Here is a 19,568-nt window from a genome sequence, read left to right on the forward strand (position 1 = left end):
TGAGCAGGCGGACGAGCGGTCGGAACGCGTAGCCGGGCCAGCAGTCGGGCGCGCGGTCGGACCAGCCGTCAGACGATCAATCGGGCGAGCAATCAGACGGTAATCAACAGGACTGAACCTTACGGGGGTTGAGATGTACAAGAAGGTACGGGCGCGGATGTGTGCCCTGGTGTGCAGGACGGTGTGCCGGGTGCGGTCGATGCGCGGGGACGAGGGCATGGTCACCTCCGAGTACGCGATGGGGATCGTGGCGGCGGTGGCGTTCGCGGTGGTGCTCTACAAGGTGGTCACGAGCGGAGCCGTCAGCGCGGAACTGCAGGCCATCGTGAAGCGGGCGCTCGATGCGAAGGCGTGAACGGGCGGGGGACCAGGGGTTCGTGACGGCGGAGTCGGCCATGGTGCTGCCCGTGCTGGTGATGTTCGCGATGGCACTGGTGTGGGGGCTCCTCGTGGTGGCCGCCCAGATCCAGTGCGTGGACGCCGCCAGGACGGGCGCCCGGGCGGCGGCCCGTGAGGACTCCGCCGAGTCGGTCGTCCGGGTCGCCCGGGACACGGCACCGCGCGAGGCGGAGGTGACGGTCTCCCGGGAGGGCGACCGGGTCCGTGTCGTGGTCGTGGCGAAGCCACCCGCACTGCATGGCTTGCCCTTCGAGGTGCGGGAGGAGGCCGTGGCGCTGGTGGAGGCGACGGTGGGGGAAGCGGGATGACCGGGGGAGTTCCGGAGCACGGGGGTGCCGCCGGGTGGTGCGTGGTTGCTCGGTCCGGTGGTGGGCGGTTCGCCGGTGCACGGGTGGCCGCCGTGCGGTTCGCCGACGGGCTGTTGGCCGCCGTGCGGGGCGCAGGCGCCGGGGTCACCGTCGGGCGGTTTGGGCAAGCCCGGTGTGTGAAGGCGCAGGTGGCCTCCGGCTCCCGGTTCGCCGAAGCCGGCCCGGTCCGCGCGCGGTTCCCGGCCACCCGCCTCGGCGACGCGCCGGCCGCCGACGCCTGCCGCCTGGCCGTTCGTTGGGCCCGCGCCCAGCTCTTCGCCGTCCGTTCGGACCGGGGTTCCGCCACTGTCTGGAGTGTCGGGGCCATCGCGGTGCTGTGCGTGGTGTTCGGGGGCGTGCTCGCGCTGGGGCAGGCTGTCGTCGTACGGCACCGGGCGGCCGGTGGGGCGGATCTCGCGGCGCTCGCGGCGGCAGACCACTGGGCGGACGGCCCTGAGACGGCCTGCGCCCGTGCGGAGGACGTGGCGCGGGAACAGGGGGCGCGGCTCGTGCGGTGCGCGATGGCCGGCGAGGTCTCCGACGTGACGGCAGCCTCGGGACGGGGGCCGTTCACGGCACAGGTCAGGGCGCGGGCGGGCCCTGCGGGGCCGGTGCTGCCGCCACCCCGGCAGGCCCCTCCTGCGGCGCCCCCCGGAGCAGCACCGTGAGGAGCCGTACCGCTCCCCTTTTGTGCAGGGGGTCGTTGCCGTTGCCGCACTTGGGGGACTGGATGCAGGACGGGCAGCCGGCGTCGCACTCGCACGAGGCGATGGCCTCACGGGTGGCGGTGAGCCAGGCGCGGGCGGTGTGGAAGGCGCGCTCCGCGAAGCCCGCGCCACCAGGGTGGCCGTCGTAGACGAAGACCGTGGGGAGCAGCGTGTCGGGGTGGAGGGGGATGGAGACCCCGCCGATGTCCCAGCGGTCGCAGGTCGCGAACAGGGGCAGGAGGCCGATGGAGGCGTGTTCGGCGGCGTGCAGGGCGCCGCCGAGGATCTCCGGGTCGATCCGGGCCTCGTCGAGCTGGTCCTCGGTGACCGTCCACCACACCGCGCGTGTGCGGAGCGTACGAGGAGGGAGGTCGAGTTTCGTCTCGCCCAGCACCTCACCGGTGATGAGACGTCGGCGGAGGAAGGAGACGACCTGGTTGGTGACTTCGACGGAGCCGTAGCACAGGCGGCCGTCGCCCCAGGGGATCTCGGTGTCCGTCTCCAGGACGGTGATGGAGGTCGTGTCGCGGGCGACCGTCGAGTAGGGCGGGTTCGCCTCCTGGACCAGGGCGACCGCGTCGTCCAGGTCCAGGGAGCGGACGAGATAGGTGCGGCCCTGGTGGAGGTGGACCGCGCCCTCGTGGACGGCGGTGTGGGCGGAGCCCGCGTCGACCGTGCCGAGGAGGCGGCCTGTGCCGGACTCGACGATCTGGACGGGCCGGCCGCCCTCCCCGCGGATGTCGGCCAGGTCGGCGGCCGACTCGCGGCGGGTCCAGTGCCAGGCCTTGGTGCGCCTGCGCAGCAGCTTCGCGGACTCCAACTGTCCGAGCAGGCTCTCGGTCTCCGGTCCGAACAACTCCATGTCCTCGTCGGTCAACGGCAGTTCGGCCGCCGCAGCACACAGGTGCGGGGCGAGGACGTAGGGGTTGTCGGGGTCGAGGACCGTGGACTCCACGGGCCGGTCGAACAGGGCTTCGGGGTGGTGGACGAGGAAGGTGTCCAGGGGGTCGTCGCGGGCCACCAGGACGGCCAGCGCGCCCTGGCCCGCCCGTCCTGCCCGGCCGGCCTGCTGCCACAGGGACGCGCGCGTGCCGGGGTAGCCGGAGATCAGCACGGCGTCCAGGCCCGACACGTCGATGCCGAGTTCCAGGGCGGTGGTGGCGGCCAGGCCCAGCAGTTCCCCCGAATGGAGGGCCTGTTCCAGGGCGCGGCGCTCCTCGGGGAGGTAGCCCCCGCGGTACGCGGCCACGCGGCGGGCCAGGGTGCGGTCGACCTCGGCCAGCCGCTCCTGGGCGATCACGGAGATCAGTTCGGCGCCGCGCCGGGAGCGGACGAAGGCGACCGAGCGCACACCCTGCACGGCGAGGTCGGTGAGGAGGTCGGCCGTCTCCGCCGTGGCGGTGCGGCGGACCGGGGCGCCCCTTCTCGCCCTGCATCTCGGTGAGCGGGGGCTCCCAGAGGGCGAAGACCAGTTCGCCGCGCGGGGAGGCGTCGTCGGCCACCTCGACCACCGGGAGGCCGGTGAGGCGGCGGGCGGCGACCGACGGCTCGGCGGCGGTCGCGGAGGCGAGCAGGAAGACGGGGGAGGCGCCGTAGCGGGCGCAGAGGCGGCGCAGACGGCGCAGCACCTGGGCGACGTGGGAGCCGAACACGCCCCGGTAGGTGTGGCACTCGTCGATGACGACGTACTTGAGCGCCTTCAGGAAGGAGGACCAGCGGGAGTGGGACGGGAGTATCCCGCGGTGCAGCATGTCCGGGTTGGTCAGCACGTAGTTGGCGTACTGGCGGATCCACTCGCGTTCCTCGAACGGCGTGTCGCCGTCGTAGACCGCGGGGCGCACGGAATTGCCGAGCGGTTGTGAAAGTTCCTTCACCGAACGGCACTGGTCCGCCGCCAGGGCCTTCGTGGGGGACAGGTAGAGCGTGGTGGCGCCGCGGCCGTTCGGGGCCTCGGAGCCCTCCAGGAGCGTGGAGAGGACCGGTACGAGGTACGCCAGGGACTTGCCGGAGGCGGTGCCGGTGGCGACCACGACCGACTCGCCGTCCAGCGCGTGCTCGGCGGCGCATGCCTGGTGGGCCCAGGGGTGCTCGATGCCGCAGGCCTGGACGGCCGCGATGACCTCCGAGCGGATCCGGTCGGGCCAGACTGCATGGCGACCCGCACGTGGGGGCAAGTGCTCCGTATGAGTGATGCGCGCAGCCCGGTTCGGCCCGGCGGCGAGCCGGTCCAGGACCGTGCTCGGCGTGGGGCGGGGACCGGCGTCCGTCGAGGGTCGATCGGATCGGAGATTCTTGGCCATCGGCACCGAGTGTGTCACTGGCGTGACGGACAATGGGACCAAGGCGTCGTGCACGCCTGCCGGTAAGTGATTGAATGCCATCGCGGCTGGCGAACCGTCCCGGGGGCTCTGCCGAGGTGTCCCGAGGGGCGACCGCTCGATAGCAAGGTGCTGGAGGATCCGTGGACCTGTCCCTGTCGACCGAGACCGTCGGCGATCGCACGATCGTCAGGGTCGGTGGCGAAATCGACGTATATACCGCGCCCAAGCTGCGCGAGCAGTTGGTCGAGCTGGTGAACGACGGCAGTTTCCACCTTGTCGTCGACATGGAGGGCGTGGACTTCCTCGACTCCACCGGGCTCGGCGTACTGGTCGGCGGACTGAAGCGGGTGCGCGCCCATGAGGGCTCGCTGCGCCTGGTCTGCAACCAGGAGCGCATTCTCAAGATCTTCCGTATCACCGGCCTCACCAAGGTGTTCCCGATCCACACCTCGGTCGAGGAAGCGGTGGCGGCGACCGACTGACCCGTTCCCGGGCCCGTGCCCGGAGCGCCAGTAGGACGTCGACAGAAGCAATGGAAGGGGTCCGGGCTTTCGGCGGCCCGGTCCCCCGACAGCACGCCCGTAGTTCCGAGGGGGATGCATGGCCACCGTTGAACTCCGTTTCAGCGCGCTGCCCGAGCACGTCAGGACCGCCCGACTGGTGGCGGCAGCGGTGGCGCGCAGGGCCGGAGTGGACGAGGCCGTCCTCGACGAGGTCAGGCTCGCCGTCGGCGAGGCATGCACCCGTGCCGTCGGACTGCACCAGAGCGGCGGCATCACCGCGCCGGTCCAGGTGCTGCTGATCGAGGAGGAGAAGCAGTTCTCCATCGAGGTCGGCGACGAGGCACCGCGTTCGGCACCGGGCCACCGGGCGCCGGGCGCACCGGGCGACGAGCCCGACGCGGAGACCGAGGAGGACGAGATGGGCCTCGCGGTCATCAGCGGCCTCGTCGACGACGTCGAGGTCACCGCAGGGGAGCACGGCGGACAGATCCGTATGACCTGGCCGACCACACCGCCGGCCGCGACGCTTCCCTGACGCGTACCCCGTTTTCCTGCACCGAAGGGCCCTACCCGTTAGGGCCCTTCGGCATGTCACGGGGCCATTTCTGTGTCTACAGTGGTCCATGGGTCCATTTCGTGAAGCAATTCACGATCAAGCGAATGGATCACAATGCCTTCAGGGCATTACTGCTTTCAGGTTCCGTAAAGGCGAATTCCGTTTACCGCGCCCTGTTTTGATCACGGCGGGGTACCTACAATCCGTCCACATCTTGAGCTCAGCCCAAGCGTCAAGGAGGACGAATGGCGGGGCTTTCTACCCCTGATCAGTTGGACCAGCCCACAACCACCCTCGCGGCCGCGGTGCTCACCGACGACAACCGGGTGCTGATCGCGGTCATCGCGGTCGTCGCCCTGGCGGCGCTCGTCGTGGCAGGCGTCCTGGTGCGCCAGGTGCTCGCGGCCGACGAGGGCACCGACAGCATGAAGAAGATCGCGGCGGCGGTCCAGGAAGGCGCGAACGCCTATCTGGCCCGCCAGTTGCGCACGCTCGGCGTATTCGCCGTCGTCGTGTTCTTCCTGCTCATGCTGCTGCCCGCGGACGACTGGAATCAGCGCGCAGGCCGATCCGTGTTCTTCTTGATCGGCGCGGCGTTCTCGGCAGCCACCGGCTATATCGGCATGTGGCTCGCCGTGCGCAGCAATGTGCGTGTGGCCGCGGCGGCGCGAGAAGCCACTCCGGCGGAAGGCGAGCCGGAAAAGGATCTCACCGCCGTCTCGCACAAAGCCATGAAGATCGCTTTCCGTACGGGCGGCGTCGTCGGCATGTTCACGGTGGGGCTCGGTCTGCTGGGAGCCTCCTGCGTGGTGCTGGTGTACGCGGCCGACGCGCCGAAGGTCCTGGAGGGCTTCGGTCTCGGCGCGGCGCTCATCGCGATGTTCATGAGGGTCGGCGGCGGCATCTTCACCAAGGCCGCCGACGTCGGCGCCGACCTGGTCGGCAAGGTCGAGCAGGGCATCCCGGAGGACGACCCGCGCAACGCCGCGACCATCGCCGACAACGTGGGCGACAACGTCGGCGACTGCGCGGGCATGGCGGCCGACCTCTTCGAGTCGTACGCCGTGACGCTGGTCGCCGCGCTGATCCTCGGCAAGGCGGCCTTCGGCGACTCCGGACTCGCCTTCCCGCTGCTCGTCCCGGCGATCGGCGTGATCACCGCGATGATCGGCATCTTCGCGGTGGCCCCGCGCCGCTCCGACCGCAGCGGCATGTCCGCGATCAACCGCGGGTTCTTCATCTCCGCGGTGATCTCGCTCGTGCTGGTGGCGGTCGCCGTCTTCGTCTACCTCCCGGGGAAGTACGCCGACCTCGACGGCGTCACCGACTCGGCGATCAGCGGCAAGGACGGGGACCCGCGGATCCTCGCGCTCGTCGCGGTGGCCATCGGCATCCTGCTCGCCGCCGTCATCCAGCAACTCACCGGCTACTTCACCGAGACCAACCGCCGCCCGGTCAGGGACATCGGCAAGACCTCGCTCACGGGGCCCGCCACCGTCGTCCTCGCCGGTATCTCCGTCGGTCTGGAATCGGCCGTCTACACCGCCCTGCTGATCGGCCTCGGTGTCTACGGGGCCTTCCTGCTCGGCGGCACCTCGATCATGCTGGCGCTGTTCGCGGTGGCGCTGGCCGGCACCGGCCTGCTCACCACGGTGGGTGTGATCGTCGCCATGGACACCTTCGGGCCGGTCTCCGACAACGCCCAGGGCATCGCCGAGATGTCCGGGGACGTCGAGGGCGCGGGCGCGCAGGTGCTCACCAACCTGGACGCCGTCGGCAACACCACCAAGGCCATCACCAAGGGCATCGCCATCGCCACGGCGGTCCTCGCGGCATCGGCGCTCTTCGGGTCGTACCGTGACGCGATCACGACCGGCGCGCAGGACGTCGGCGAGAAACTCAGCGGGGCGGGCGCGCCGATGAGCCTGATGATGGACATCTCGCAGCCCAACAACCTCGTGGGGCTCATCGCCGGCGCGGCGGTCGTCTTCCTCTTCTCGGGGCTGGCGATCAACGCGGTGTCGCGGTCGGCGGGCTCCGTGGTCTACGAGGTGCGGCGGCAGTTCCGCGAGCACCCCGGGATCATGGACTACAGCGAGGAGCCGGAGTACGGCAAGGTCGTCGACATCTGCACCAGGGACGCCCTGCGCGAGCTCGCCACGCCCGGACTGCTCGCCGTGACGGCGCCCATCTTCATCGGGTTCACGCTCGGGGTCGGCGCCCTCGGCGCGTTCCTGGCGGGCGCGATCGGGGCGGGCACCCTCATGGCGGTCTTCCTGGCGAACTCGGGCGGTGCCTGGGACAACGCCAAGAAGCTCGTCGAGGACGGTCATCACGGCGGCAAGGGCAGCGAGGCCCACGCCGCGACCGTGATCGGCGACACCGTCGGCGACCCCTTCAAGGACACCGCGGGCCCCGCGATCAACCCGCTGCTGAAGGTGATGAACCTGGTGGCGCTGCTGATCGCCCCCGCGGTGATCAAGTTCAGTTACGGCGACGACAAGAGCATCGGTGTGCGCATCTTCATCGCCGCGCTCGCGTTCCTCGTGATCGCTGGCGCGGTCTTCGTCTCCAAGCGGCGCGGCATCGCCGTGGGTGACGAAGACAACGAGAAGAAGGTGGCCAAGTCGGCGGACCCCGCGGTGGTTTCGTAGGTCCGGGCACGAGGCCCAGCTCAAGGGGCGGGCGTGCGGCGCGTGTTCTTGCGCCGCCCGCCCGCCCTGCGCGTGCGCGCCGCCCGGCCGTGAGGCTTCTCTCCCCTGGTGCAAAAGCCGCAGAAGTTCCCTATACGGGATTTTCGGTGTGTGAGTGTGGTGCGTGCGCTGTGTAAGGTCCGGGGGCTGAGAGGCCACGGAAGGGACCGATCCGGTGAACAAGAAGCTCGCGGCCGCACTGTCCGGCGGTGCGGTACTGGTACTGGCACTGACGGGATGCGGTGGCAGCGAGGACAACAAGGAACTCGACGCCTGGGCCAAGAAGGTCTGTGACCTGGTGCCGGCCCAGAACAAGAAGATCACGGCGGCCTACGACGCGATCACCAAGGCGGCCGAGGACACCGAGAGCACCCCGGCGGAGCTCCAGAAGGCCGACTCGCAGGCCTTCCAGGACCTGTCCGACGGCTACAAGGCGCGCGCCACGGTCATCAAGAACGCCGGGGCGCCTCCCGGGGCCGAGGACGGCGCGAAGAAGCTCCAGGAGGCCGTCAAGCAGCTCACGGCCCTCTCGGCGTCCTACGCCGACATGAAGACGCAGGTGGACGGGCTCGACACCAAGGACCAGGCGAAGTTCGCGACCGGCCTCAAGGACGTCTCCGCGGAGATGACGAAGGTGGAGACGCAGCGCCAGACCGCGCTCGCCGCGCTGAAGGACCTGGAGTCGGGCGACACCAAGAAGGCACTGTCCGAGCAGTCGGGCTGCAAGCCGGCGTCCACGTCACCGGAGGCGTCCGCTCCGGCGACGGACAGCTAGACGCGGACGGCGGCGGACGGCGGCATACGGCGGCGGACAGTCCGGCGTGTCCGGTGACGGACGGCCGGGCGTGTCCGGCTTCGAACCGGCCGGGCGTGGCCGGGCGGGCCGGTGTCAGGGCGGCTGAGCGCCTGCTCGGCCGCCGGTGGCCGAGTCGTGCCGTGCGGTCGGCGAGTCGCGCCGCGAGTCGCCCGTCGGGGCGTGTCGCGCGGCGGGCGCGGGCCACAATGGGGGCGTGAGTACCTCCAGTCTGCCTACGCTGCCCGCCGCCCCCGCTCCCGGCCGCCCCGATGTCACCGCACGGCTCCGGGACGCCCTGCTCGGGGCCTCCTTCACCGCCGACGGACTGCTGGAGCTGCTCGGCGCGCCCGCCTACGCGGCCCTCGCGCGCAGCGAGACCGTGCCCGCGCTCCGGGCCACCCGCGGGGACACCCCGCTGGAGGTACTCGTACGCCTGTTCCTCCTCCAGCAGCCGGTGCTCCACGCGCGCGTGGCGGACGTCCTGCCCGTCGACGCGTGTCTGGAGAGCGGCTGGCTGGTGCGCTCCGGCCCGGACGAGGTCGCCGCGACGGTGGACGTACGGCCGTACGGCGGACCGGACGGCGAGGACTGGTTCATCGTGTCGGACCTGGGCTGTGCCGTCGGCGGCGCGGGTGGCATCGGCAGCCGTGACGAAGGGGTCGTCCTCGGGGTCGGCGGTGCCTCCACGACCCTCGCCGGCATCACCGTGCGCAGGCCCGTCGGCTCCGCCCTCGACCTCGGCACCGGCTCCGGGATCCAGGCCCTGCACGCCGCGCAGCACGCCACGCGCGTGACGGCGACCGACCTCAACCCCCGCGCGCTGCACATCACCGCACTCACGCTGGCCCTGTCCGGCGCCCCGGCGGCCGACCTGCGGGAGGGCTCGCTGTTCGAGCCCGTAAGGCAGGGGGAGACGTACGACCTCATCGTGTCGAACCCGCCCTTCGTGATCTCGCCCGGCGCGCGGCTGACGTACCGGGACGGCGGGATGGGCGGGGACGATCTGTGCCGCTCGGTCGTCCAGGGGGCGGGTGAGCTGCTGAACGAGGGCGGGTTCGCGCAGTTCCTCGCCAACTGGCAGCACGTCGCGGGGGAGGACTGGCAGGACAGGCTCAGGTCGTGGGTGCCGCGCGGGTGCGACGCGTGGATCGTGCAGCGCGAGGTCCAGGACGTCACGCAGTACGCCGAGCTGTGGCTCAGGGACGCCGGCGACCACCGCGGCGACCCGGCCGAGTACCAGGCGCTGTACGACGCGTGGCTGGACGAGTTCGAGGCGCGCAAGGTGCGGGCCGTGGGCTTCGGCTGGATCACCCTGCGCAGGACCGGCTCGGCCGAGCCCTCGATCACCGTCGAGGAGTGGCCGCACCCGGTCGAGCAGCCGCTCGGGAACACCGTCCGGGCGCACTTCGAGCGCCTCGACTACCTGCGCGCCCACGACGACGCGGCCCTGCTGGAGTCGCACTTCAAGCTCGTGCCCGAGATCGTCCAGGAGCAGGTCGGGCTGCCCGGCGCGGAGGACCCCGAGCACGTGGTGCTGCGCCAGCACCGGGGGATGCGCCGGGCCACCAAGGTGGACACCGTCGGCGCGGGCTTCGCCGGCGTGTGCGACGGCTCGCTGAGCGCGGGCCGCATCCTCGACGCGATCGCCCAGCTCATGGACGAGGACCCGGTCCTGCTGCGCGACCGCACGCCGGCGCAGATCCGGCTGCTGGTGGAGCAGGGGTTCCTGGAACCCGCGTGAACCCGGCGGGGGGTGCCCCCTGGACCCGGCGGGGGTGCCGCCCGGACCCGGTGGGGCGTGCCGCGTGAACCCCGGCGGGGGTGCCGCCCGGACCCGGTGGGGCGTGCCGTTGAGGCGTCCCCGCACCCCTGAGACTCCTGTGCCCGGTCTGGCGGGATTGGCCCCGAAAAGGCCTCCTGTCAGTGGGGCGTGCGAAGCTACCTTCGAGAGACAGACCTGACGCGTTCTCGGGGGAGGCGCGCTGTCTCTGACCCGGTGCCCGGGTCTCGGGGGGAGGCGTGATGGCGGGGGATACGCCGGATCAGGGCGAAGGCAGGACGATCAACGGCCGCTACCGGCTGTCGCGCACACTCGGCGCGGGCGGCATGGGCCGCGTCTGGCTGGCCTACGACCAGGAGCTGGCCTGCGAGATCGCGATCAAGGAGATCGCGCTTGCGGACATGCCGATGGACGAGGGCGAGAGGGCCCGGCGGATCGACCGCGCGCGCGGCGAGGCCCGGCACGCGGCCCGGCTGCGCGGCCATCCGCACGTGGCGACGGTCCACGACGTGGTGGTCCACGAGGGCCTGCCGTGGATCGTCATGGAGTTCGTACCGGACGCGACCGACCTCCAGGCCCTGGTACGACGCTCCGGCCCGCTGTCGCCCGGTCAGACGGCCCGCGTCGGTCTCGCCGTCCTCGACGCCCTCACCGCGGGACATCGCGTCGGCATCCTCCACAGGGATGTGAAACCGGCCAACATCCTTCTGGCGCCGGACGCCTCGGGCGACCCCTACGCACGCGTGCTGCTCACCGACTACGGCATCGCCCTCCAGCCCGAGTCCCGCGAGCCCCGGCTCACCGCCACGGCCGGCATCCTCGGCACCCCGGGCTACCTGGCGCCGGAGCGCGTCCGGGGCGAACCGCCGACCCCGGCCGCCGACCTCTTCTCCCTGGGCGCCACGCTGTACGCCGCCGTCGAGGGGCGCGGCCCCTTCGACCGGCACGGCGAGTACGCCACGCTGACGGCCCTGCTGGGCGAGGAACCCACCCCGCCCGTCCGGGCCGGCGAGCTGACGCCGGTGCTCCAGGGGCTGCTGGTCAAGGACCCTGTGCGCAGGTTCGCCCCGGAGGCGGTGAAGCGGGGGCTGGAGCGGGTCGTGCAAGGGACGGTGGGCGCGGTCGCGTCGGGGCCGGAATACGGGGCTGCCGGTGGGGGGTTCGGGCCGCCGGCCGGGAGCTGGGAATCGGTTGCCGGTGGGCCACGAGCGCCGCGCACTCCGGGGACACCGGCACCGGGTACTCCGGAGGACGCGGCCGGGGCCGGTGCGCGGGGCCCGGTCGGCGGAGGTGCGCCCGACGCCGGCACCGGATCCGGGGGACCGGCCGCACCGGGTGCGAGGCCGGGCTCCGCACCGCCGTACAGCGCGTGGCCGCCTGCCGCCGGACAGGGGCCGGAACCGGGCAACCCGTATGCCCAGGAGGCGAGTTCGCCTTCGCAGGCGCCGCCCTACGGCGGGGGCGCTGCGGCCCCGTACGGGCTTGGAGCGGGCGGGCACGGATACGGCGGCGGGTCCCCGTTCACCCTGCCCGCCTCCCCGCCTCCGACTCCGCACCCGCCGTCACGCCCCACCCCCCGAAAGCGCCTCGCCGTCGTCGCCCTCGTCCTCGGGGTGCTCCTCGTCGCCGCGGGCGGTGTGTGGGGTGTCATCTCGCTGACGGGGGACGACGGCAGGAAGGACACCGCGACCAAGTCCTCGCCGAGCGCCGGCGCGAGTCGGTCGCAGGGGGCGTCGCCGACCGGGTCCGCGCTGCCGTACGGCGATGTGGTCGGGCTCGACGAACCCTTGGAGGCCGGTGACTGCGTGCAGGCGGTGTGGTCGGGGACGCCGTTCGCGTCGGCGCCGAACCTCGGGGTCGTGGACTGCGCGGACGACTGGCCGGACGGCCAGGTCGTGGCCGTCGACACGGCCGCCGACTTCGCCGACGCCCGGGCCCGGGGCGCTAAGCGCTGCGCGGACCTGAGCCGGCCCGTCGTGGACGCGCTGCCGGACGCGGCCGGGTACGCGGTCGTGCCGACCGAGGCGGGCTTCCGCGCGGCCGGCCGCGGTACGGCGTGTCTCGTGCTCGGCCGCCATGCCGCGATAGGCGGTGAGGTGGGCCGGTTCCGGGACCTGGGCACGGACCTGTGGGTCGGTCAGATGAGCGTCGGCGACTGCTGGGTCTACCAGCAGCTCGACGACGGCTACAGGGCTCCGCTGACCGACTGTTCGAAACCGCACACCGACCAGGTGATCGGCACCGTTCAGGCGCCCGCCGGAATGAGCCACAAGAAGGGCACCGACAACGCGACGAAGTTGTGCGGCAACAAATACGAGTCGGCCTGGGCGCCCGACCGGGAACGTCTTGTGTACGGCTGGGTGGCGGACGAGGACGACTGGAAGAAGGGATTCGACAAGATCGTGTGCACGGTCAGCCTGACCGACAACAAGAAGTCGAGCGGGAAGATACCCCCGCCGGGCGCGGTCTGAATCCGGTCGGTTTCCGTACCGAATCCGGTCCGGTCCCGGTCGCGGAAGTGCGGGAACCCGGTGAGAAGCGGGCGAGAACCGGACGGGTCCGTGGGCGTCCGGGACAGCCGCCGGGCCCCTCGGACGACCGGACCGGAGCCGGACGGGAGTCGGACGGGAGTCGGACGGGAGTCGGACGGAACCTTCAGACGGCCGGACGGGAACGTGACGAGAGGCCGGTCCGGGTGGGCACCGCGGCCGTGGCGGGGCGGCGTTCACCCGGGGTTCGTCTGTGCGCCGCCGGGGCGTGCCAGTCTCCACCGAAGGCGCACGCGCGGACGGAGAAAAGGGGCACGGGGAGCCATGGAGAGCGGACCGGCGATCTTCGCGGGAACGGTGTTCGCCCTGTTCGGTGGAGGGCTGCTGGTGTGGACCGCGGCTCGGGTACGGCATGGCGAGCCCGTCGCCCACGGTGTGAGACCCGTCGCATCCGCGACCCTCGCGACCGTCGCCGCGCTCCTCACGCTCGCCCTCGGCGCATGGTGCTTCACCGGCCTCTAGGACGGCACATGGGAGGTTGTCGCGAGCGGGCCGACCAGTAAAGGGGAGATCGCCCTCCGGATGAGCGGGAAAAGGCCGGTGGGTACTCCGGGCGGCAGGAATGGCGGTAGTCGGGTTACCGTTCGAGTGGCCGTTGCGGGCTTTTCCCGTTTGACACGGGGGCGGGATGTACCGTCACACTCCGCAAGCGTCCGTATGACCCGACCCCGGGAACCAGGCCTGGGGAGACCCCAGCGTCGACCGGAGAGAAGAGCGAAGTTGTCCCCGACCAGCGAGACCGCACAGGGCGGCCGCCGACTCGTCATCGTCGAGTCGCCTGCCAAGGCGAAGACGATCAAGGGCTATCTCGGCCCCGGATACGTCGTCGAGGCGAGCGTCGGGCACATCCGCGACCTCCCCAACGGCGCCGCGGAGGTGCCCGAGAAGTACACCGGCGAGGTCCGCCGCCTCGGCGTGGACGTCGAGCACGACTTCGAGCCCATCTATGTCGTCAACGCCGACAAGCGGGCCCAGGTCAAGAAGCTCAAGGACCTGCTGAAGGACTCCGACGAGCTCTTCCTCGCCACCGATGAGGACCGCGAGGGCGAGGCCATCGCGTGGCACCTCCAGGAAGTGCTCAAGCCCAAGGTCCCGGTCAAGCGGATGGTCTTCCACGAGATCACCAAGGCCGCGATCCAGGCCGCCGTCGCCAACCCGCGCGAGCTGAACCAGAAGCTGGTCGACGCCCAGGAGACCCGCCGCATCCTCGACCGCCTCTACGGCTACGAGGTCTCGCCGGTCCTGTGGAAGAAAGTCATGCCGCGCCTGTCGGCCGGCCGTGTCCAGTCGGTCGCGACCCGGCTCGTCGTCGAGCGGGAACGCGAGCGCATCGCGTTCCGTTCCGCCGAGTACTGGGACCTGACGGGCACCTTCGCGACCGGCCGCGCGGGAGACCCGTCGGACCCGTCGTCGCTGGTCGCACGCCTTCAGAGCGTCGACGGCAGGCGGGTCGCGCAGGGCCGCGACTTCGACTCCCTGGGACAGATCAAGAGCGCGAACACCCTCCACCTCGACGAGGCCGACGCCCGCGCGCTGGCCGCAGCCCTGGAGCAGACCCGGTTCGCGGTCCGCTCGGTCGAGTCCAAGCCGTACCGCCGCTCGCCCTACGCCCCGTTCCGTACGACGACCCTCCAGCAGGAGGCCTCGCGCAAGCTCGGCTTCGGCGCGAAGGCGACCATGCAGGTGGCCCAGAAGCTGTACGAGAACGGCTTCATCACCTACATGCGTACGGACTCCACGACCCTCAGCGACACCGCGGTCAACGCGGCCCGCGCCCAGGTCACCCAGCTGTACGGCGCCGACTACCTGCCCTCCGCGCCGCGCACCTACGCCGGGAAGGTCAAGAACGCGCAGGAGGCGCACGAGGCGATCCGTCCCTCGGGTGATCGTTTCCGCACCCCCGCCGAGACCGGTCTGACCGGCGACCAGTTCAAGCTCTACGAGCTGATCTGGAAGCGGACCGTCGCCTCGCAGATGAAGGACGCGACCGGAAACTCCGTCACGGTCAAGATCGGTGGCACCGCCGCCGACGGCAGGGACGTCGAGTTCAGCGCCTCCGGCAAGACGATCACCTTCCACGGCTTCCTCAAGGCCTATGTCGAGGGCGCCGACGACCCGAACGCCGAGCTGGACGACCGCGAGCGCCGGCTGCCCCAGGTCAACGAGGGCGACCCGCTGACTGCCGAGGAGATCACGGTCGACGGGCACGCCACCAAGCCCCCGGCCCGCTACACCGAGGCCAGCCTGGTCAAGGAGCTCGAAGAGCGGGAGATCGGCCGCCCGTCGACGTACGCGTCGATCATCGGCACGATCCTCGACCGCGGCTACGTCTTCAAGAAGGGCACGGCACTCGTGCCGTCCTTCCTGTCCTTCGCCGTGGTCAACCTCCTGGAGAAGCACTTCGGGCGGCTCGTCGACTACGACTTCACCGCCAAGATGGAGGACGACCTCGACCGCATCGCCCGCGGTGAGGCCCAGTCCGTGCCGTGGCTCAAGCGGTTCTACTTCGGCGAGGGCAACGGCATCGGCGGCGCGGCCGAGGCCGGCAACGGCGACGGGGACCACCTCGGCGGCCTCAAGGAGCTGGTGACCGACCTGGGCGCGATCGACGCGCGCGAGGTCTCCTCGTTCCCGGTGGGCAACGACATCGTGCTCAGGGTCGGCCGCTACGGCCCGTACATCGAGCGCGGCGAGAAGGACTCCGAGAACCACCAGCGCGCCGACGTGCCCGAGGACCTGGCACCCGACGAGCTGTCCGTCGAGCTCGCGGAGGAGCTGCTTGCCAAGCCCAGCGGCGACTTCGAGCTCGGGGCCGACCCGGTGACGGGCCACCAGATCATCGCCCGTGACGGCCGCTACGGCCCGTACGTCACCGAGGTGCTCCCCGAGGGCACCCCGAAGACCGGCAAGAACGCCGTGAAGCCGCGCACGGCCTCGCTGTTCAAGTCGATGTCGCTGGACACCGTGACGCTGGAGGACGCCCTCAAGCTGATGTCGCTGCCGCGGGTCGTCGGCGCGGACGCCGAGGGCCAGGAGATCACCGCGCAGAACGGCCGCTACGGCCCGTACCTGAAGAAGGGCACGGACTCGCGCTCGCTCACCTCCGAGGAGCAGCTCTTCACGATCACCCTCGAAGAGGCGCTCCAGATCTACTCGCAGCCCAAGCAGCGAGGCCGCGCGGCCGCCAAGCCGCCGCTGAAGGAGCTCGGCACCGACCCGGTCAGCGAGAAGCCGGTCGTGGTCAAGGACGGCCGCTTCGGACCGTACGTGACCGACGGGGAGACCAACGCGACCCTGCGCTCCGGCGACAGCGTCGAGACGATCACTCCCGAGCGCGGCTTCGAACTGCTCGCCGAGAAGCGGGCCAAGGGCCCCGCCAAGAAGACGGCGAAGAAGGCGCCCGCGAAGAAGGCCCCGGCCAAGAAGGCGACGGCCGCCAAGAAGACCGCGGCGAAGAAGACCACGACGGCCGCGAAGAAGACGACGGCGAAGAAGACCACCGCCACCGCGAAGAAGGCGGCGGCTTCGAAGGCGGCGTCGGAGGACTGAGTCCGGCGCTGCTCCTCCACGGAGGCTTCGCAATGCGAACGTCCCGGCATCACTTTGGTGTCGGGACGTGCGCACGTCAGGACGGGCCCTCCGGGCTGTCGGTGGCTCCCGATAGGCTGAACGCATGACCCGTGCCGAGCAGCCAACGGCCCTTCAGCCGGCCCCCGACGATGCCCTGGTCGCGGACTCCCGCGAGCGCGCCGTCCGCGCCCTGCTGCGCAGGCCCCAGCTCAAACGCCTGTGGAGCGCCCAGCTCGTGGGCGGGATCGGCGACACCCTCGCCCTCCTGGTGCTGGTCCTGCTGGCCCTCCAGGCGGCGATCGCCGAAGGCTCGTTCAGCGGCGGCTACCGCGGGGTGGCGTTCGCAGTGGCGACCGTCTTCGGCACGCGCATCCTGGCGACACTGCTCTTCGGCGCCGTCCTGCTCGGCCCGCTGACCTCGCTCACCGCGCAGGAAGGGCCGCTCGACCGCCGGTGGACCATGGTCGGCGCGGACGGGGTCAGGCTCGCCCTGCTCATCGTCGCGCCGCTGTGGATCGACTGGATGCCGGACGACGCCCTCGCGATGCTCCTGGTGACCGTCTTCGTGACCGGTGTCGCCGAGCGGTTCTGGACCGTGTGCCGCGAGAGCGCGGCGCCCGCCCTGCTGCCGGCCCCGCCGCCGGAGGGCGCGACGGTACGACCGCTGCCGGACCACCTGGACGCGCTGCGCCGCCTGTCGCTGCGGACGACCTTCGTGGCGATCCCCCTCGCCGGCGCCGTACTCGTCGTGGCGGCCCTGCTCAACAACGCGCTGGGCTCCGGCATCGACTGGTTCGGCCAGCACCAGGCGGCCCTCGCGTCGTACGTCGCGGCCGGACTGTTCGCCGCGTCCCTGTCCCTGCTGACCTTCCTGGAGCTGCCCGACACCCGCACCCCGCGCGCGCGTTCACCGCTGGAGGGGCTGCGCCGGCCCAAGACGGGCACCGGCGTCGACAAGGGCCGTACCGGTGCGATCCCGCTGCTGGTGCCGGCCTGCGCCGCCGTCGCAGGGGCGATCGCGGCCGCCGTGGCCGTGTCCGTGCTGCACGCCAAGGACCTGGGCGGCGGCCCGGTGCTGTACGGGCTGATGGTGCTCGCCCTGACCGGCGGTGTCGTCGTCGGTGTCCGTACGGCGCCCCGGGTGCTGGTCTCGCTGTCGCGGCGCCGGCTGCTCGCGCTGGCGATCGCCTTCACCGGTGTCGCCCTGCTGGCCGCCGGACTGGTCCCGGACGTCACCACCGTGCTGCTGATCGACGCGCTGGCCGGTGTCGGCGCGGGTGTCGCCGCCAACACCGGGCACACCCTGCTCGACCAGGAGACCGAGGAGTACCGGCGGGCGCGGACCACCGAGCACCTGCACGCGGTCGTGCGGGTCGGTGTGGCGTTCGGCGCGCTCGTCGCCCCCGTGGTGGCCGCGGCGATCGGACCGCACCGCCTGGAGAACGGCAAGTTCGTGTTCGCGCACGGCGGCGCCGCGTTCACCCTGATGCTGGTCGGCGCGCTGCTGCTGCCGGTGGCCGCGCTGGTGCTCGCCAAGGTCGACGACCGGTCCGGCGTCCCCCTGCGGCACGACCTGCGGGACGCGCTGCTCGGCGGCGACGACCCGGAGACGGTGCCCGCGGCCTCGGGTTTCTTCATCGCCCTGGAAGGCGGTGACGGGGCCGGGAAGTCCACCCAGGCCGAGGCGCTCGCCGAGTGGATACGCGCCAAGGGCCACGAGGTCGTGGTGACGCGCGAGCCGGGCGCGACCCCGGTGGGCAAGCGGCTGCGGTCGATCCTGCTGGACGTGTCGAGCGCCGGGCTCTCGCACCGCGCGGAGGCGCTGCTGTACGCCGCGGACCGCGCGGAGCACGTGGACACCGTGGTCAGGCCCGCCCTGGAGCGCGGCGCGGTCGTCATCTCCGACCGGTACATCGACTCCTCGGTGGCCTACCAGGGCGCCGGGCGCGACCTGTCCCCGACGGAGGTCGCCCGCATCAACCGCTGGGCGACCGACGGACTGGTGCCGCACCTGACCGTCCTGCTGGACGTGTCCCCGGAGATCGCCCGCGAGCGGTTCACCGAGGCGCCGGACCGGCTGGAGTCGGAGCCCGCGGAGTTCCACGCGCGCGTGCGGTCCGGATTCCTCACCCTGGCCGCCGCCGACCCCGGGCGGTACCTGGTCGTGGACGCCGGGCAGGAGCCCGAGGCCGTCACGACCGTCGTCCGCCACCGCCTCGACCAGATGCTCCCGCTGTCCGAGCAGGAGATCCGGGAGCAGGAGGAGGCCCGCCGCAAGGCCGAGGAGGAGCGCCTGGAGCGGGAGCGCCAGGAGCAGCTCGCCCGGCTGAAGGCCGAGGAGGAGGAGCGCAAGCGGCGCGAGCTGGAGGAGGCCCAGCGCCGCGAGGCCGAACGCCAGGCGGAGGAGGCCCGGCTGCGGGCCGAGGAAGCGCGCAGGCGGGCCGAGGAGGAGCGGGCGCGGCTGCTCGCCGAGGAGAAGGCACGCGCGGAGGAAGAGGCGCGGCGCAAGGCCGAGCAGGAGGCCGCCCGCAAGCGGGCCGAGGAGGAGGCGCGTCTGCGTGCCGAGGCCGAGGAGCGGCGGCTGGAGAAGCAGCGCAAGGCCGAGGAGGCGTTGCTGCGCGCCGAGGAGGCCCGGCGGCTCGCCGAGGCCGCTGCCGCGGCGGCGGAGGAGGGGCCCAAGCAGGCCGCCGCTCCCGCGGCGGGCACGGACGCGGCGACCGTGCCCACGCCCGTGGTGACACCGACGAACGCGTCGGGCGGTCCGGCGGACGAGACGGCGGTGCTGCCGCGCGTGTCCATGGAGAAGGAGGACGGGGATTCCTCCGCGAGCCGGAGCGGCAAGGGTGCCGGGGCCTCCGGTGCGTCCGCCTCCGACGCGGAGGTGACGGCCGAGCTGCCGCAGCCGCCGGTTCCTCCGGGTGCGGCGGACGAGACGGCGGTGCTGCCTCCCGTGCCGCCGGGTGCCGCCGACGAGACGGCGGTGCTGCCGCCGGTTCCTCCGGGTGCGGCGGACGAGACGGCCGTGTTGCCGCCCGTGCCTCCGGCGCCGGGGCAGGGGCCCTCGGACCGGGTGCCGCGGGGGTACTTCCGGGACGAGGAGCGCACGCGGGAGCTGCCGCAGGTCGACGCCGAGGGCACACCGCGGCGCAGGGGCCGGTCGGACTGGGCCGAGGAGACTCCGCTGGACGATCTGCCGACGTTGGCGGACGAGTTGCTCGGGCCGCATGACGACGAGTACGGGGACGATCGAGGCGGGCGTCGGGGGCGGTAGCGGTCTGCTTTCCGGTGCGGGTGCGTGGTGGCTGGTCGCGCAGTTCCCCGCGCCCCTGAGTGGGTGCGGCGAAGGC

12 protein-coding genes and 1 pseudogene are annotated in these 19,568 nt (G+C 72.1%); 12 read left to right on the forward strand and 1 reads right to left on the reverse strand.

Translation table 11 applies throughout. From position 1 onward, the window contains the following. The first annotated feature begins 133 nt into the window (after window positions 1–133). The 3 genes from ACIQJT_RS18405 (at window position 134) to ACIQJT_RS18415 (ending at window position 1,414) form a co-directional block, all read left to right on the forward strand. A complete protein-coding gene (locus ACIQJT_RS18405; protein WP_365461046.1) occupies window positions 134–355 on the forward strand; it encodes a DUF4244 domain-containing protein in 222 nt (73 codons plus the stop codon). Next, window positions 342–707, forward strand: a complete 366-nt coding sequence (locus ACIQJT_RS18410; protein ID WP_402644590.1) for a TadE family type IV pilus minor pilin — start codon at window positions 342–344, stop codon at window positions 705–707. Before ACIQJT_RS18405 ends, ACIQJT_RS18410 begins: the two co-directional genes overlap by 14 nt. 284 nt (window positions 708–991) lie before the next feature. After that, window positions 992–1,414 carry an Rv3654c family TadE-like protein gene (locus ACIQJT_RS18415; protein ID WP_402644802.1) on the forward strand — a complete coding sequence of 141 codons (423 nt, stop codon included), beginning with the start codon at window positions 992–994 and terminating at the stop codon, window positions 1,412–1,414. On the opposite strand, the pseudogene ACIQJT_RS18420 reads toward ACIQJT_RS18415, so the two are convergent. Continuing rightward, a pseudogene (locus ACIQJT_RS18420) lies at window positions 1,329–3,834 on the reverse strand (DEAD/DEAH box helicase). The gene ACIQJT_RS18415 and the pseudogene ACIQJT_RS18420 sit on opposite strands and share 86 nt — an antisense overlap. Before the next feature lie 80 nt (window positions 3,835–3,914). Here ACIQJT_RS18420 and bldG point away from each other — a divergent pair. From bldG to tmk, 9 genes are all read left to right on the forward strand, one after another. After that, complete coding sequence (bldG, locus tag ACIQJT_RS18425; RefSeq protein WP_006132569.1) at window positions 3,915–4,256, forward strand: anti-sigma factor antagonist BldG; 342 nt, start codon at window positions 3,915–3,917, stop codon at window positions 4,254–4,256. Between the two features lie 118 nt (window positions 4,257–4,374). Beyond that, window positions 4,375–4,812 carry an ATP-binding protein gene (locus tag ACIQJT_RS18430; RefSeq protein ID WP_365461052.1) on the forward strand — a complete coding sequence of 146 codons (438 nt, stop codon included), beginning with the start codon at window positions 4,375–4,377 and terminating at the stop codon, window positions 4,810–4,812. 266 nt (window positions 4,813–5,078) lie between these two features. After that, window positions 5,079–7,487 (forward strand): sodium-translocating pyrophosphatase, encoded by a 2,409-nt coding sequence (locus ACIQJT_RS18435; protein ID WP_402644594.1) that lies wholly within the window; start codon window positions 5,079–5,081, stop codon window positions 7,485–7,487. A 214-nt stretch (window positions 7,488–7,701) separates the two neighbouring features. Further along, on the forward strand, window positions 7,702–8,301 hold the full coding sequence (locus tag ACIQJT_RS18440) for a hypothetical protein (protein ID WP_053851578.1): 600 nt from the start codon (window positions 7,702–7,704) through the stop codon (window positions 8,299–8,301). Between the two features lie 235 nt (window positions 8,302–8,536). Beyond that, a complete protein-coding gene (locus ACIQJT_RS18445; RefSeq protein WP_402644597.1) occupies window positions 8,537–10,063 on the forward strand; it encodes a methyltransferase in 1,527 nt (508 codons plus the stop codon). A gap of 281 nt (window positions 10,064–10,344) precedes the next feature. After that, complete coding sequence (locus tag ACIQJT_RS18450; protein ID WP_402644601.1) at window positions 10,345–12,573, forward strand: protein kinase; 2,229 nt, start codon at window positions 10,345–10,347, stop codon at window positions 12,571–12,573. 342 nt (window positions 12,574–12,915) lie between these two features. Continuing rightward, window positions 12,916–13,113 (forward strand): hypothetical protein, encoded by a 198-nt coding sequence (locus ACIQJT_RS18455; protein ID WP_402644604.1) that lies wholly within the window; start codon window positions 12,916–12,918, stop codon window positions 13,111–13,113. Window positions 13,114–13,371: 258 nt separating this feature from the next. Then, window positions 13,372–16,200 (forward strand): type I DNA topoisomerase, encoded by a 2,829-nt coding sequence (topA, locus tag ACIQJT_RS18460; protein WP_402644606.1) that lies wholly within the window; start codon window positions 13,372–13,374, stop codon window positions 16,198–16,200. A gap of 124 nt (window positions 16,201–16,324) precedes the next feature. Continuing rightward, a complete protein-coding gene (gene tmk / locus ACIQJT_RS18465) occupies window positions 16,325–19,492 on the forward strand; it encodes a dTMP kinase (protein ID WP_402644609.1) in 3,168 nt (1,055 codons plus the stop codon). Window positions 19,493–19,568: the final 76 nt, after the last annotated feature.

Source organism: Streptomyces sp. NPDC091972 (assembly GCF_044756385.1).
Lineage (GTDB): Bacteria > Actinomycetota > Actinomycetes > Streptomycetales > Streptomycetaceae > Streptomyces.